At 58.2% G+C, this 14506-nt stretch carries 14 protein-coding genes; 5 read left to right on the top strand and 9 right to left on the bottom strand.

Features of this window, described 5'->3' with window-relative positions:
* Positions 1 to 192 precede the first annotated feature (192 nt).
* From OXE05_04805 to OXE05_04770, 8 genes are all read right to left on the bottom strand, one after another.
* Positions 193 to 555: a hypothetical protein gene (locus tag OXE05_04805; GenBank protein MCY4436636.1), complete on the bottom strand. Its 363-nt coding sequence runs from the start codon at positions 553 to 555 to the stop codon at positions 193 to 195.
* A complete protein-coding gene (locus OXE05_04800; protein ID MCY4436635.1) occupies positions 552 to 1229 on the bottom strand; it encodes a hypothetical protein in 678 nt (225 codons plus the stop codon). Before OXE05_04800 ends, OXE05_04805 begins: the two co-directional genes overlap by 4 nt.
* A gap of 371 nt (positions 1230 to 1600) precedes the next feature.
* A complete protein-coding gene (locus OXE05_04795) occupies positions 1601 to 2950 on the bottom strand; it encodes an extracellular solute-binding protein (protein ID MCY4436634.1) in 1350 nt (449 codons plus the stop codon).
* 369 nt (positions 2951 to 3319) lie between these two features.
* Positions 3320 to 4579: a phosphoribosylamine--glycine ligase gene (purD, locus tag OXE05_04790; protein ID MCY4436633.1), complete on the bottom strand. Its 1260-nt coding sequence runs from the start codon at positions 4577 to 4579 to the stop codon at positions 3320 to 3322.
* A gap of 7 nt (positions 4580 to 4586) precedes the next feature.
* Positions 4587 to 4970 (bottom strand): retropepsin-like aspartic protease, encoded by a 384-nt coding sequence (locus OXE05_04785; protein ID MCY4436632.1) that lies wholly within the window; start codon positions 4968 to 4970, stop codon positions 4587 to 4589.
* Positions 4967 to 5218, bottom strand: a complete 252-nt coding sequence (locus OXE05_04780) for a hypothetical protein (GenBank protein ID MCY4436631.1) — start codon at positions 5216 to 5218, stop codon at positions 4967 to 4969. Before OXE05_04780 ends, OXE05_04785 begins: the two co-directional genes overlap by 4 nt.
* A 129-nt stretch (positions 5219 to 5347) precedes the next feature.
* Positions 5348 to 5692: a retropepsin-like aspartic protease gene (locus OXE05_04775; protein MCY4436630.1), complete on the bottom strand. Its 345-nt coding sequence runs from the start codon at positions 5690 to 5692 to the stop codon at positions 5348 to 5350.
* Positions 5693 to 5732: 40 nt separating this feature from the next.
* Complete coding sequence (locus OXE05_04770; protein ID MCY4436629.1) at positions 5733 to 5969, bottom strand: hypothetical protein; 237 nt, start codon at positions 5967 to 5969, stop codon at positions 5733 to 5735.
* A 400-nt stretch (positions 5970 to 6369) separates the two neighbouring features.
* Between OXE05_04770 and OXE05_04765 the strand changes: the two genes are divergently transcribed.
* Positions 6370 to 7743, top strand: a complete 1374-nt coding sequence (locus tag OXE05_04765; GenBank protein ID MCY4436628.1) for an extracellular solute-binding protein — start codon at positions 6370 to 6372, stop codon at positions 7741 to 7743.
* A gap of 303 nt (positions 7744 to 8046) precedes the next feature.
* Complete coding sequence (locus OXE05_04760; protein ID MCY4436627.1) at positions 8047 to 9828, top strand: hypothetical protein; 1782 nt, start codon at positions 8047 to 8049, stop codon at positions 9826 to 9828.
* 8 nt (positions 9829 to 9836) lie between these two features.
* Here the strand turns inward: OXE05_04760 and OXE05_04755 are convergent, their stop codons facing one another.
* Complete coding sequence (locus OXE05_04755) at positions 9837 to 10256, bottom strand: DUF3574 domain-containing protein (GenBank protein MCY4436626.1); 420 nt, start codon at positions 10254 to 10256, stop codon at positions 9837 to 9839.
* Between the two features lie 454 nt (positions 10257 to 10710).
* Here OXE05_04755 and OXE05_04750 point away from each other — a divergent pair, with 454 nt between their 5' ends.
* Genes OXE05_04750 through OXE05_04740 form a run of 3 tightly spaced genes read left to right on the top strand, consistent with a single transcriptional unit; the run spans position 10711 to position 14417 of the window.
* The gene (locus OXE05_04750) at positions 10711 to 12648 is read left to right on the top strand and encodes a CehA/McbA family metallohydrolase (GenBank protein ID MCY4436625.1); all 1938 of its coding nucleotides are present in this window, start codon (positions 10711 to 10713) and stop codon (positions 12646 to 12648) included.
* A 34-nt stretch (positions 12649 to 12682) separates the two neighbouring features.
* Positions 12683 to 13330, top strand: coding sequence for a DUF4433 domain-containing protein (locus tag OXE05_04745; protein ID MCY4436624.1), 648 nt, complete (start codon positions 12683 to 12685; stop codon positions 13328 to 13330).
* Positions 13331 to 13349: 19 nt separating this feature from the next.
* A complete protein-coding gene (locus OXE05_04740; protein ID MCY4436623.1) occupies positions 13350 to 14417 on the top strand; it encodes a macro domain-containing protein in 1068 nt (355 codons plus the stop codon).
* The last annotated feature ends 89 nt before the right edge of the window (positions 14418 to 14506 follow it).

Below are 14506 nucleotides of genomic sequence, written 5' to 3'. Positions count from 1 at the left end.
CGGCCGCACGCTACGTGACGACGTGACACGGCAGTAGTGCGTCCAAAACACGGCTGGGAGCGGAAACACTCCTCACAGCGCCAAAACATGGGCAAAACAATCCCACCTAAATGCCAAACACACACCCCAAACCACCCCGCAATCCCGCACACACCAATAACCCTAGCTTACGCCGAGTTGTTCAGACCTTTCCTAGAAATCCGGAAGCGTGGTGAGTTCTACAACATCGAGTCCAGGTGAGCCGGGAACAACACCCATGTGCCGTACAAATGCCGTGAACAGTTTCGGCGTCATTCGCTGACGGTAGTAATCGAGGTCGACCTCGGCAAACCGCCGCTGGAATTCAGATTTCTTTACATAGAAGTCTGGTGCAACCTTGATCCATGGCTCTTCATGGGCCGATGGCTTCTCTTGTACATCTCTTCTATACGGGGCCCCACTTAACCACTGGAATTTCTCATTGTCTGGATTCTTGGGAGAAAAGACATTTACTATTGCGCCGCTTTGATCGGTAGCTTCTCTATCAAGTGCTATGCTGAAATCTGTAGACATCATCCACCTTCAACCCTTCTAATGTCTGATAATACGAGTTGAACCGTAGATTCTTGCCACGCTTGTGCTTCCACGAGCACATCGTGTAGCTCCTGGATATTAAACTCTATCTCGACATTCCACTGATAGCCTAGACCTATGAAGACAAACTGCTCAGGAATAGAGTCTTTCTGCCAGTGTAGGTACGTTTCCTGTAACTGTTTTGGCTGCATAGGACCAATCTCAATGAACTTTGCAACATGGCCATGTTCTTGTTCAAGAGTCACGGCGATATCTGTCGCCTGCTCAGCCAGTGAATTCGGTTGGAGATACGTCTTCCCAATGAGCGAGCGCAATTCTTGGAAGGGTAGTTCAAACGGTTCAATGAAAAGAGAATCAATTCGTACTCGCTCCAAGGTCGGCAAGGGAGATACGGAGTTCAAAACTGTAAACTCACCCAGTGCATTTTGTATTACTGTTTCGCCTGTTAAGTCTCCTTCTTGCTCGAACGAAAGTGCGCGCATCTGAAGTCTGAATCGTAGTTTTTCCTGCTCACGCTCTACATAACTAGAGTCGCCTTGAAGTTCGACGTTCTCATCGCCGCTTGCTACGCGAAGTAGCCGACGAAACTCCTGCCAAGGCCGCAACGCTTCTGCAAATCCCAACCGGACTGTTGTCCTGACAAGGTCTACAGCCATTTCCTAGCCGCTATTCGCTTCCCAAATTCCTCTACGGATTGTCATTTAAGTAATTCAGGCTATAGGTCAACTATACTAGTGTGAATTGCTTTGCAGTACAAATGCTATGTGCTGAGCCAGAAATGGCCGGTGGAGCGAGCGAAATTGAGTTACACGTGGTAGCTTTCTCCAATCACCGCCTATCCAAGGCAGTCACAGATTCTCTTCTTTCGAGTTTGAGATGTCCAACGCTATGTGCACGGGAGCGTCTAGGGACAATTCTGGCAAACTAATCCAATAGAGTTACGCCAGAGAGTGGGTTCTGGACTGGGCTATAGAGTTTCCCCGAAGAAGGCTGACCGCATCAAGCGTGACAAGAGAGTTCGGCGGAACTACGAGGACTGGGGAGTCGGTGTCGCTTGCACGGACTGGAGTTGCATGCGAATGGCGTCGTGGGTATCGGCGGCGGCTTGTCGGGCGGAGGACTGACCGGTAAGAACGGGGAAGACGAGCGATGCGAGGATGACAAAGGCGAGCCATTCCGGAGCGTCTGCGTCAATGTACTGACTCTGCTCCATACTATCTACCAGCACGACCGAGTCATTGACCGTAAGCGTCTGGTGCACGGTACGCAATGTCTCCGCGTCTACGCGAAAAGCCGGCATACTGAGAATCAGGGAAGCTGCCTGCAAGAGTGGATCCAACACCTCGTAGGCGGCGTCCGGCTGGTTGCTTTCCTGCGCCACGCCAACCATGTGCGCCGCCATGCCCCAGGTCGCCGCACCGTTGCCGCGAGGCATTTCGACTAGCTCGAGCGAGGCGCGTCCCGGCCCCCGCCAAAAGACTTCCGCGTTCACCATGCCGCCCGCCATGGCAATTTGGCCGGAGAGTATCATGTCTTCGGCCTTGTCAGTTAGGCTGATTGTCAGGTTGTCCGTGCGGTAGTCGACGATGTCGAGGGGCGGAGCTACCCCATGGTGCAGTATCAGATTCGCCTGGAATTGCAGCGCTTCAATGACCCCGGGGTGCGTTACATCCCAGTTGCGGTCTTGAAAGAGGGTGCTCCCTTCCTGCCACGCCATGGCAAAGAACGGCGGGATTAGCGGCGCCTGCAAAGTGCCCCAGACCCGCGGGGTGGCTGTCGGGTCGTTGAGCGCCTGCGCCAAGGTCAAGAAGTCCTGCCAATCCCAGTTCTCTTCCGGTAACGGGGTGCTTGTCTGTGAAAAGAGCGTCGGGTTGTACAGGAGCGTACAAACCGACGCCGCGAGAGGGAGAGCGTGCAGCGCGCCACGGTTGGCGCCGCTACTCAGGATGTGCGGCCAATATGTATCAGTAGAGAAATCAATGTCACGACGCGTAAACTCGCCAAGCGGGCGCGTCACGCCTTGCTGTGCCAGAGTTGGCAATGCGAACTGGTCCATCCAAACGAGATCGGGACGGATTCCGGCAGCTGTCAGCGCGGTGACGGCTTCAGAGTACGTCTGACCGCCGGTAGGCCGCAGCGCTACCGTGTCAACCGTATATTGATCGGCAAAGGTCGCTTCCTCAAGTACCGCCCCTAACTCGCGGGTCTGGCTGCCTGAGGCATCGGGCAAAATGATGGTCAGCGTCGTCGGAGGGCTGACCGCCGCAGATTCCTCTGATTCCTCTTCAGATTTTGATCTCCCCGGCAACAGTGACCCACACGCGGCAACGGCAACAGGAACGAAGGGTGCTAACAACAGTAGATTTCGTCGCGTCACTGCGATTTTCCCTTCGAGCGGCCGCAGGCTTCTTTGCGTAAGTCCGGTTTCTTCTCAGCCTGCGGGATGCATTCGAGGAAAGTACGCCACCGGCCACCGCTCATACTCATCGTTGTGCTACGCTCTCATCTTGTTCTCGTCTACTCCGAACAACCTGCCGCCCTATGGGTGTAATGCTACCTTATAGAATGCTAGACAAAGCTGGGAATAACCTGAGATTCTTGCACATTACAGTGCATATGTCGGCTCAAGTTGCACAATGAGGCAATTCGTCGCCACCGCCAACCCGTGTATGCGGCACAAAGGAAGCCATTCCGTGTCATTAATCCTATCACGCAGGCGAAGCTGTATATAGGCGGACGACCACGGCTAGACCTCGCGGGCGGCAATGTCTTTGCGATAATAGCCATTCTCAAACGTGATGCGCTCGATGTTGTCATAGGCGCGCGCCCGCGCTGTGGGCACGTTTGCGGCTTGCCCTAATGTTAGAAGCACGCGGCCTCCCGCAGTGACAACCGCATCGTCTGCCAGATCGGTGCCGGCATGGAAGAGCAAGACGTCGTCGTCAAGCGTATCAAGTCCCGCAATGGAGTGGCCGGTGGTGTATGAGCCGGGATAGCCGCCGGAGGCGACCACCACGCCGCACGTGGCGGCGGGGTCCCACGTGACATCCACCTCCGCGAGCCGTCCCTCCACCGCGGCCTGAAACACCGCCACCAGATCGGCCTGCAGGCGCGGCAGGATGAGCTGCGCTTCAGGATCGCCAAACCGCACGTTAAACTCGACAATGCGCGGGCCGTCGTTGGTCAGCATGAGCTGCCCATAGAGCACGCCCACGTACGGATGCCCTTCCTGCGCCATGAGCATAACGGTGCGCTCCATGATCTCGTGATGAATGTAGTCCAGAGTCTCGGGGTCCACGAACGGCGCGGGAGAATAGCCACCCATGCCGCCGGTGTTGGGGCCCTCATCGCCGTCGAAGGCGCGCTTGTAGTCGCAGGCGGTGACGAGCGGCGTAATGTGGGTGCCGTCTGCGAAGGCGAAGACTGAAATCTCCGTGCCGCGCAGACACTCTTCGATCACGATGCTGTCGCCGGATGCGCCAAAGGCGTGCGCTTCCATTATGGTGTCTAGGGCTGCCAGTGCCTCGTCACGCGTTGCGCACACGAATACGCCCTTACCGGCGGTCAAGCCGTCGGGTTTGAGCACGACCGGTACGGGCGCTTGCTCTAGATAGGCCGCCGCGGCGTCCCGCTCAGTAAAGGTGGCAAAGTCGGCGGTGGGCAGACCATGCCGTTGCATGAAGTCCTTGGACCAGACCTTGCTCCACTCCAGTCTTGCCGCCGCCTGCGTAGGGCCAAAAGCGGTCTGGCCCGCGGCTTGCAAGGCATCAACTGCACCCAACGCCAGGGGATCATCCTGCGCGACTACGGTGAGGTCAATGGCATTGGCCGCTACCCAAGCGACCAGGGCATCTATATCAGTGGCTTCGATTGGGACGTTCTCAGCAAGGGTGGCGGTGCCGGCATTGCCCGGGGCGACAAAAAGGGCCGGCTTGAGCGGACTCTGCGCGCACTTCCACGCGATGGCGTGCTCGCGTCCGCCTCCGCCGACGATCAGAATGCGCATAGGTTGTTTACTCCAACGCTAGCAGTCCTGCACGAAAGTCAATTACCAAGCGCTCGCCGCGCAAGAAATCCAAGCCCAACACGCCATCTATGGCGGCGCGCGATGGCAGCGAATGGCAGAGTATGCGCAGGTTGGTCGCTGTTTTTCCTAGCGCCTCGATCTTTGCCACTCTCAGCAAGGGAACGGACAGAGCGCCACTACCGGTCGTGATGCGCGCCCATTGTCCCAGCGTCGCAGGATCGTATCCCAGGGATTGCGCTACTTCTCTGCTCACGATCGTTCTCGTGGCGCCGGTATCGAGTACGAGATCGACGATCTCACGACTGTCACGACCATGTATCCGGGCCGGAACGACAATCAGATGACCGTGCGGATCGAATGGAAAACTCATATGAGGAATTCGACATCATTGGGAAATGCGCCAAAGTAATGCACGGCGATTTCACTGGGCGCGCGGCCCTCCTCTCGCAGTCGCCACAGCACCTCATAGACGGCGACCCGATCCTCGTCGTGCCCGAGCACAACACCGCGAATGACCTCATTCATGGAGGTGAGTTCGGGCTCGCCGATCAGTACCCATTCCCCGTCGAAGGCAGACTCCATCTCCGCGTAGGTCATGATTTCCGCTTGCGTCTTCATAGCATTTTTGCTCCTGCGTCCTAGCCTAAATGGTAGCAGACAGTCCACTCTCCTAGGCACCTGTCGCGGCCACGTCCAAGCAGTCGCGCACTCCCTCCGCCGCCGATAATCAGAATGCGTATGAACCGTTTACTCCAGCGCTAGCTGACCTGCTCGAAAGTCGATGGTCAGCCGCTCGCCGCGCAAGAAATCCAAGCCCAACACACCGTCTATGCTAGCGCTAGGCGGTAGTGTATGGCAGAGAATTGGAAAGTCGGTTTCCATTTTACCCAATGCATGAATGCTAGCTAGCCGTACCTCAAGCACGGATTCTATACCGCTTCCGGTCGTAATCTCTGCTGGCCGGCCATCCTCTTCAAGTTTGAGTCCAGCGTATTGAAGGGCATCTTGATTGATCACTGTGGTGGTTGCGCCGGTGTCAAGTGCAAGCTCAACTATCACTTCTCGTTGCGGGCCGCCCAGCGTGGCAGGCACGATGATTAGTCCGCCACGGGGGTTGAAAGAAAAAGGCATTCTACAAGAGAAAGTCGACGTCTGTAGGGCGAGCACCAATGTACAGAATGGCTACGCGATTCAGGCGCCGCTGCCTAGCTTCGCGATACACCTCATCGCGGCTCTCGCAATGGAAGAGCACGGCACCGCGAACTACCTCATTCATGGGAGTCAGTTCTGGTTCGTCAATCAGCACCCATTCCCCGTCGAATGCCGCCTCAATCTCTGCATAGGTCATTATTTCCGCTTGCGTCTTCATGTCACAGTTGCCTCCCCAACGGTATCACCTAAATGCTACCAGATAGAACTCGGCTTGCGTGATGGCGGACGTGATGCAAATCCAAAGTCGTCGTTGCAGAAGGTGCCGCAGTTTCCGTGCAAGACTCAGCTATCGCCCAACTTGTACGTCCTCGCAGGGAGAATCGGAAGAAAAGCGATAGGAAGTATTGACACCCACTCCGCGTTCATGCGGCGGCCCTGCGTTTCGCTTCGGTCAGCCAATTTCAGCTCGTACGGATAAATCAGTCTGTCTTGCGGCAACGGTTCGTGCCCACGACTATTGAGAGGATTTTGCTTGGTCAGGCAGTTGACACTACTGATCCATGCTCGTTATAACTAGAGCAGAACGTATGCTTCTTTGCGGACAAGGAGGACGAGCGATGAATGAGTTGTTTACGCGACGTACTTTCTTAGCCGGCACGACATTGGTCGGAGCAGGCGCACTCGCTGCGGCGTGCGGACAACCCGCGCCGGCGATGGAAGAGCAGGAGATGGCGCCGGAACAGAAGGAAGAGGCCAAGGCTGAAGCCGAAGCGCCCAGCGGCCCCCAGGGCGAGGCGCTCTACTGGCACCGCGGTTTCTTTGACTTCGAGCCATGGGCCAAGGAATTTGCAGAGCAGAATCCCGGTCTGACGTTCAATGCCGTGGGTGAAGCCGACCGCCTGAACAAATTCGTCGCGGCCGTGGCGGCGGGCAGCCCGCCCGATGCCGTGGACGTGGGCGACTGGCAGACCGTTGAGCTTGGCGTCACGGACATTTCGCAACCGCTGAATAACTACTACAAAGCCTCGGGTGTGCTAAACCTCGCCGAGTTCTGGCCCAGCGTGTTGAGCTACCTCACGGACGCGCCCACGGGTAACTTGTACGGTGCGCCGTATGCGCCGGACCTGCGCGTGATGTACATCCACGGGGATACCTATCTTGAAGTCGGCCTGGACCCCGAGAATCCGCCGTCGAGCTGGTCCGACTTCGACACTGCCATCATCCAAACCACGAAGTTTGATGGTGACACGTTGGTGCGCGCCGGATGCCCGCCTTTCTGGGGTAGCGGCGGTACCGGGCTGTGGCTGCTGCTGCTCTGGCAATTAGGCGGCGACGTGATGGCCGACGACTGGTCGGAGGTCACAATCAATAGCCAAGAAGCTGTGCGCGCCTTGGACTGGCTGAAGAACATCCACGAGGTGCAGGGCGGTTGGGACGCGATTGCTCAATTGCGCGGCGACGGCCTCCATCGCAACAGCCACCTGGCTGAGGCCCGCGCGGTGCACTACTACGCGACCTTTGCCGAGCGCGGCCAGTGGTTCAAAGAAAACGCGCCGGACTTGAATTTCGGCTTTACACCGTGGCCCAAACCGGAGGGCGGCAAGGACGCCAACCTCGGCGGCAACCACACCGCCACGTTTGCTGTCAACGCGCCAAACCCGGACGCGATGTTCAGTTGGTTTGAGTACTTCTTAAGTCCCGATACGAACCTGCGCTTTGCCAAGCAGTACGACCGCGTGCCGGTGCGCGAGGCCTCAACCTCATCGCCGGAGTACACGGAGAACGACCCGTTCCGCGAACTGATCGCGCAACAGATGCCGTTCCGCCATTTCTACTACTCCGGGCCCGGCGCTACCGAAGCGCGCGACCACGCGCGGAACTTCGTGCCCGACGTAATGGCGGGAACCATCACCGCTCCGGAGGCGCTTGAAGCCGCCGAGCAAGGAATCACGGAACTGCTGGCCGGCTGGAACGAGCGCCTGGGACGGTAGCCCATTTCGCCGGAATCGCTATACCCTTGCATAGGCAAACCGAGACGATGAGAACGACGGTCGGTCTCTCGGGCGTCATGCCAGGAGGGGCGCGGCATGCCGCGCCCCTACGCGATGGGAAGCTGGAGACCGTGAGTTGCTGCCTACCTCCATAGCAAGGGTGCGGGCAGCGTTTGTACCGCTGACGGCAGTTGCATAGGCGCGATAGTGGTGAACCATAGCACCCGCCGGGGCGTTATGGTTCGGTAGAATGCCTGGCGGCATTGCCGGCCGGATAGTGATTCCACCTGAGAAGAACTGAGGATGATGACCGTACCCGAAGAGGGCATCCCCTTAACCAGCATCGCAGGCGCGTTCCCGCTCGACTTCCTCGATGCTCTCATCGAGCGCGTCTTGCAGAGTCGCGGCCAGGCGTCCGGCAGCGTACGCAAAGGACTCGACTCGGCAATAGACGAGAGCATCCGGGTGCCCGGCTTTCGCTCTGCGAGTAAGGCGCACCCTTCCCAGCTCAAGCGGCCCGTGCTGGGGGAGGTGGTGAAGTACGGCAACGACCGGCTCTTCGGCGAGGCGCTCCGGGCGTGGGCGGAATCGCAGCAAGAGCTTCACACTCTCGTCGAGCGCCATCTCCGCAGCCAAGACCTGCCGGTGGAAGGTCCAAACCGTCGGCAGGGAATCTTCAACGGGTTTTGGCTGCGGGTCGAGTGGAATGATACGGTTGACATGATCGTCCAGCAGAATCCCGATTTCAATGCGGACGACGTTGGCATGATGGTGTGTTACCTCTCTGGCATGGCGGTGGGGCCCGCGGTAACCTCTCCCCTACTCACCTCGTGGATCCACGAACTGAGTGAGCTTCCCCTCGACACCCCTGAATGGGATGAAATCGGCGCATTCGTGACAGTTGTCAGCGAGATGGCCGACGATATCGCCATCGAGCGAATCGGGGTCATTGTCAGGCATTGCCGCAAGACTTTCCGGGAGATGCAAGACGAATTCGCGACGGAATTGGCCTATCTTGCGCTGGACATTGGCGCATGGGCGGAAACGGCCATTGCAAGACCGGCCGGCCTCACCGACGCGCTGGATTTGGCGGAGGACTTGAGGCGCAACCTTGCGGAGTACCAGGGGGTTCGCCCTCAAGCGCCTTCCAGGCAGGAGGAGGAAGAACGGGCGCCCGTACGAGCGGAGCGGGAGGCCGCTATCTTGGAAATCGTCACCAGATGGTCAGACACGTTTCCAGCAATGGATAGTGTGAACGGCGGCGAGACGCCCGGTGATGCGGCCGACGTACCCGGTGCCGCCGCGGCGGGTGAGGAGACCGATCAAGACCGGACGCCGCCCGCCGCAGCCGAGCGGGCCGACTCCGTCGCAGACGCGGAGACGCAAGAAACGCCGTCTCGGGAGGACTACCAGTCGCTGCTCTCCGATTGCGAGCAGCTCGAACGAGAGCGCGGGTGGTTCAGAGATGAGATCGACCGGTTGCAATCTGAGCACGACCGGCTCGCCCAAGCCAACACCTCTGTGGAAGCGGAAAGACGGTCGTTGGACAGCGAGAATATCGAGTTGAGAGCCAAGCTGAAGCAGGGGCCCGACTTGGAGGAGTACTGGCGGCGCTTCTACGGGGCGTCCCCGTTCGAGCAGGTGAAAAACGTCAACGAAGCAATCTCGCGCGCACAGGAGCTGTTTCCCGAGCAACTGGTTTTTGCCCTCAACTCGAAGTCCGATAAGGAGAGTCCGTTCCAAAGACCGGCCGAGGCGTTCGCCGCGCTGGTGTGGCTTGCCACGGACTACCATCACCTGCGGTGGACGAAACCCGGTGAGGATCCGCGCTTCGAAGAGCGCCTGAAGAAATCCTGTCCCGGCTGGTCGTACAAGCCGCATCAGTCCAACGCAACCAAAAAGCAGTTCGTAGAGTGGTACGAAACCGTGGTGGAGGGCCGACGCTATGAGCTAGGCGAGCACCTGGGCAAGGGTACCAGCGCCGACCCGCAAAAGACGATCCGAATCGCGTTCGCCTGGGATGATGAACGCGGCCGGGTGGTCGTCGGCTACGTCGGTGTTCACCAGAGGAACCGCCGCTCCTGACACGGTTTCTATGAGAACGACACGCAGGCCGTGCGCACGACCCGCAACACCGTTTCTTGGTCGAAGCGCGTCTCGTACTCCTGCGAGATTTCGTCCGTGAGACGCATGCCCTCCGCGCCCGGCCACGTCAGGATGATAAGCACCTTGGAGCGCTCACGCTCTATAGCACCGTTGGAGCCGCGCCATTGTCCAGCGCCGTCTACGACCGTCAGCCCGTCAGGAAAGCGAGGCGTAACCGTATCCGCTAGAAAGGCAGCCCAGGCTTCATCGCTTACCACCTCAACGCCGGCGCTGCTGCGACCGAAGAAGAGCTGGTATTCGGCAAAAGCGTCCGTGCCCTCCGGGCAGGAGGATACGGCGTAGGCGCTGCAACCTACCAGGATAAGAACGGCAATGGAAATCGAGAAGACGCACAGTAATCTGCGCACATTAGCACCTCCGAAAAGACGTCTACATGCTCAACCTAGGCCCACGTGGGCATTCCGGTAGCTCACGAGAGATGTTCCTTTTGAAAGCATTTGCACTACCCGAACCTGCGGCCGGGGAGACCCTCTTCTCCCTGGGGAGTGTACAGACCGGGGCAATAGGGAATAGTTGCTCGGGGTGAGGGGAAAGAGATGCCGGTCCGGCCCATATTGACAGTTTGGCAGAGTTACCCAAGAGTTCCCATGCGAGAGCTTCTACGAGCTCAAGCACGAATGTCGCCTAGCGTACCCGGTACCGCGCGCCTTGCGAGAACGCATGCTCTTGGCTTCGCCAGAGCTTGTCACGCGGGCATACTGAAACACAGTTATAGCTGTGAACAGTATACTGCACGCAGGCACAGTAGTAAGTAAGAGTTCGGACCCGCATGTCGCGCGATCAGAAGAAAGCGTAGTGCAAATGCCGATGCAATCTACCGGGATTTCCCCAAGTCCTGAGCCAAGAAAATTCGACGACTCCAGCGACTGGATGCGGGGTATCACCCGCACATGGCAGTTCCTGCCGCCGGTCGACATGCGGGCTGTCATCACACCGCACGAGGTCGAGGCGGCCAGCGGACACACGTTTGTCATCACGCTGACGGCGGGGCCGGGTCTCATCCTAGCCGCTGGCGCCCATATCACGGTGGAAATCCCGGATTGCTGGGATTGCCATTTAGGCAACTGCTATCGCCGGGGTGTGCAAACGCTCGGCAGCCGCGACCAAATCCGCGCGGGCTATGGCGCGTTTGCCGACGTGGCGTGCACGAATGCTGACGTGCAGCTCGCGCTTGCTGTCTCCTATGGACGCCATCTCGATCTGCTCGACGTCGTGGTGCAAGCCGGCACGCTGCAGGCGGGAGACGAGGTGCAGATAACGCTTGGCGCACCTGACGGCAATCTGCTGCAGGCCCAGAAGTTCGCCCAAACCGCCATTTTCAGCATCGGCGTTGACGTGGACGGCAGCGGAGAGTACCGGCAAATCGCCAACTTCCCCACGGTGAAGGTGGTGGGCGCGCACACGGCCGACCGCTTTCGCGTCTTCGCGCCTGCCGTGGTGCAGCCGGGTGAATTATTCGACGTGCGGGTGCTGCCGGTGGATATCTATAGTTTCAATCCCGCGACGAGCTATGCCGGCGCGGCACAGGTGTTCGCGCCGGAGGGCGTGGAGACAGAAGACCGCGTGGCAGTAGACACAACAGGGCAGCCCTTAGGGCAGACCATTGCCGTTACCGCCAAGACTACCGGCGTACACACGCTCAGCGTTTTCGACCCCGTAGCGGGCATCTCCGGCCGGAGCAATCCCATCGGTGCAGGTTTCTTGCCGGACCGGGGGGTTTTCTTTGGCGAGATGCACAGCCAGATGTGGCACAGCATGGGTACAGGCACGACGGAGGAGTTCTTTGCGTGGGGCCGGAACGTGGCCGGACTCGACTTCTGCGCGCCTGCCAATCACTACAACTGGCGCTTTGAAGTCACAGACGATATCTGGCAGGGACTCGTCCACGACTGCAATCGTCACAACGACCCCGGCCGGTTCGTCACGCTGGTCAGCTTTGAATGGGGCGGCATCGGTGGCAGCGGACACAAGAACATCTACTACCGGGGGGATAGCGGGCCGTTCCACTATTGGTACCAGGGCGAGCACCGCGATCCCAACGCGCTTTGGGAGGATATGGCGGCACGCGGCTTGGAGGCGCTCACCGTGCCCCACCACCCCAAGTCCATGGGCGGCGCCGACTGGCGCTTCCGCAACGACCGCTATCAACGACTGGTCGAAATCTGTTCCATGTGGGACATTGCGGAAGAGGCCGGGCCGCTCAGCGTGCAGGCCGCCTTGGCGATGGGACACCGCCTCGGCTTTGTCGGCGGCACGGACAGCCACTACGGTCTGGCCAATCAGGGCAGCTTTCACGTGAACGACGGCAACGGCCTGGCGTGCGTCGTGGCGCCGGAATTAACTAGAGAGGCGATTTGGCAGGCGCTCTACGACCGCCGCTGCTACGCTACCACCGGCGACCGCATCCTGCTGGACTTCACCATTGACGACAAGCCGATGGGCAGCGACAACGCCGCCGACCTAAACAGTGTAGGGCCGCGCCGCCTGCGCATGCGCGCAGCAGGCACCGCGCCGTTCACCCGCGTCGAGGTCATCCGCAACAACCAGGTGGTCTTCAGCGCCGACCCACACAGCGACGTGTGGGAAGATGAATGGACCGACACCGCCGACCTCGCCGCCGCCGCCTTTTCACCCACGTTTCCGGACGACCACCCGTTCGTCTACTACTACCTGCGCGTCTTCCAAGCCAACCGCCAACGCGCGTGGAGCAGCCCGATCTGGTTCACTCAGGAGGAGTGAAAGTTATGTTCGCGTTTGATAAGGATGTTAGGAATTGACTAAGCCGGTACCCGCCAGACCGAAGATATACCATATTGTCCACGTTGATCGATTGCCATCTATTGTCGCGAATGAATGCTTGTGGTCAGACTTGGAGATTTCGCGGCATCGGGTTTCGGGAACCACTATTGGCATGAATAACATCAAGTACCGGAGGCTGCATGTATTGACTCTCAATAGCCATCCAGGCTTGTATGTGGGCAATTGCGTACCGTTTTATTTCTGCCCGCGATCCGTCATGCTCTACGTAATCCACATGGCCGACCATCCTGAACTGGAGTATAGAGACGGCCAAGCTCCCATTATTCACTTGGAGGCAGATGTGCACGAGGTGGTCGCCTGGGCGGAACAGAATAGTCAACGCTGGGCTTTCACAACTTCAAATGCTGGTTCACGGTTTTTTGATGACTATTCGGATCTGGCGGATTTAGATAGGGTGGACTGGAATGCGGTGAAAGCTCACTATTGGAGCGAATGCAGGGAAAGCAAGCAGGCAGAATTCTTGATCGAACGCTTATTCCCTTGGGAACTCGTGTCACGCATTGGCGTGCGTTCCCAGCACATTCAAAATCTAGTCCAGAAAGCCATAGGAAAACCTCGCCACCACCCAAGTGTCGAGATTATGCCGCACTGGTATTATTGACAGGGAATGGAGTGCCGACATGATAGAGTACAAGACTGGCGACATTCTTGCCGAAAATGTCGACGCCCTTGTCAACAGTGTCAATTGCGTCGGCGTCATGGGGCGTGGAATTGCGCTGCAATTTAAGAACGCTTATCCTGAGAATTTCAAGGCATATTCTGCTGCATGTAAGCGTAACGAAGTGAAACCGGGTCACATGTTCGTGTTTGAGACTGGCTACCTAGCCAGTCCGCGCTACATAATCAATTTCCCTACCAAACGCCACTGGCGTGGTAAGAGCCGAATAGAGGATATTGATGCTGGTCTTGTAGCTCTAGCGCAAGAAATCAGAGAGCGAGACATACGCTCAATTGCAATCCCTCCCCTGGGTAGCGGATTGGGTAAGCTGGACTGGCAAGCAGTGCGCCAACGTATTGAGGTAGGGCTGCAGGAACTCACTGATGTCAGAGTAATCGTCTTCGAACCGGGTGGCGGGCCAGCAGATGGGAAGGTAAATCAGTCGACCGACGTACCACGGATGACCCCCGGAAGGGCGGCCTTGGTCGGCTTGATGGATCAATACGTCCGCAGTTTGCTTGATACGTCGGTGACGCTCTTGGAAGTCCATAAGCTCATGTACTTTCTGCAGGAAGCGGGCGAGCCCTTAAGACTCAAATATCAGAGGAAACCACTTGGCCCGTATGCCGAAAACCTACGGCACGTCTTAAGGGCCGTTGAGGGTCATCTCATTGCAGGCTATGCCGATGGCGGTGACTCGCCTAACAAAGAGCTCGAACTGGTTCCCGGCGCTATAGATGACGCCCGCGCTTTCCTCGAAAACCATCTGGAAACCGGCGCGCGCTTTGACAGGGTTTCAATGCTAGTCGACGGTTTTGAATCGCCTTTCGGTCTCGAATTGCTGACGACGGTGCACTGGGTGGCCCGTGAGCATCCGAACGCATCAGAGGCAGAGATCATCGACCACACGTATGACTGGGGCAGACGCAAGCGACAATTCTCGGAGCGCCAAATTCGCCTAGCGCTCGGAATTCTCAAAGAGCAAGGCTGGCTTGAAGAAAACCAACCTTCGGGTGCAATTGAGTCCTAAAGAGTGCGTGATTGGGCCGGCAGCGTTGCACATGAATAACCCGGTCATTCTGGCAAAGAGCCGACACAGTTCGTGATATGGGCCAGAAC

Source organism: Chloroflexota bacterium (assembly GCA_026710945.1).
Lineage (GTDB): Bacteria > Chloroflexota > UBA11872 > VXOZ01 > VXOZ01 > VXOZ01.
This window is presented reverse-complemented; position numbering and strand designations above follow the sequence as displayed.

What these genes read in the sequence shown, in the direction of transcription:
- OXE05_04805 (MCY4436636.1), bottom strand. Translation starts at nt 555, where the DNA reads ATGATGTCTACAGATTTCAGCATAGCACTTGATAGAGAAGCTACCGAT.
- OXE05_04750 (MCY4436625.1), top strand. Translation starts at nt 10,711, where the DNA reads ATGCCGATGCAATCTACCGGGATTTCCCCAAGTCCTGAGCCAAGAAAA.
- purD (MCY4436633.1), bottom strand. Translation starts at nt 4,579, where the DNA reads ATGCGCATTCTGATCGTCGGCGGAGGCGGACGCGAGCACGCCATCGCG.
- OXE05_04760 (MCY4436627.1), top strand. Translation starts at nt 8,047, where the DNA reads ATGATGACCGTACCCGAAGAGGGCATCCCCTTAACCAGCATCGCAGGC.
- OXE05_04770 (MCY4436629.1), bottom strand. Translation starts at nt 5,969, where the DNA reads ATGAAGACGCAAGCGGAAATAATGACCTATGCAGAGATTGAGGCGGCA.
- OXE05_04785 (MCY4436632.1), bottom strand. Translation starts at nt 4,970, where the DNA reads ATGAGTTTTCCATTCGATCCGCACGGTCATCTGATTGTCGTTCCGGCC.
- OXE05_04765 (MCY4436628.1), top strand. Translation starts at nt 6,370, where the DNA reads ATGAATGAGTTGTTTACGCGACGTACTTTCTTAGCCGGCACGACATTG.
- OXE05_04740 (MCY4436623.1), top strand. Translation starts at nt 13,350, where the DNA reads ATGATAGAGTACAAGACTGGCGACATTCTTGCCGAAAATGTCGACGCC.
- OXE05_04780 (MCY4436631.1), bottom strand. Translation starts at nt 5,218, where the DNA reads ATGAAGACGCAAGCGGAAATCATGACCTACGCGGAGATGGAGTCTGCC.
- OXE05_04800 (MCY4436635.1), bottom strand. Translation starts at nt 1,229, where the DNA reads ATGGCTGTAGACCTTGTCAGGACAACAGTCCGGTTGGGATTTGCAGAA.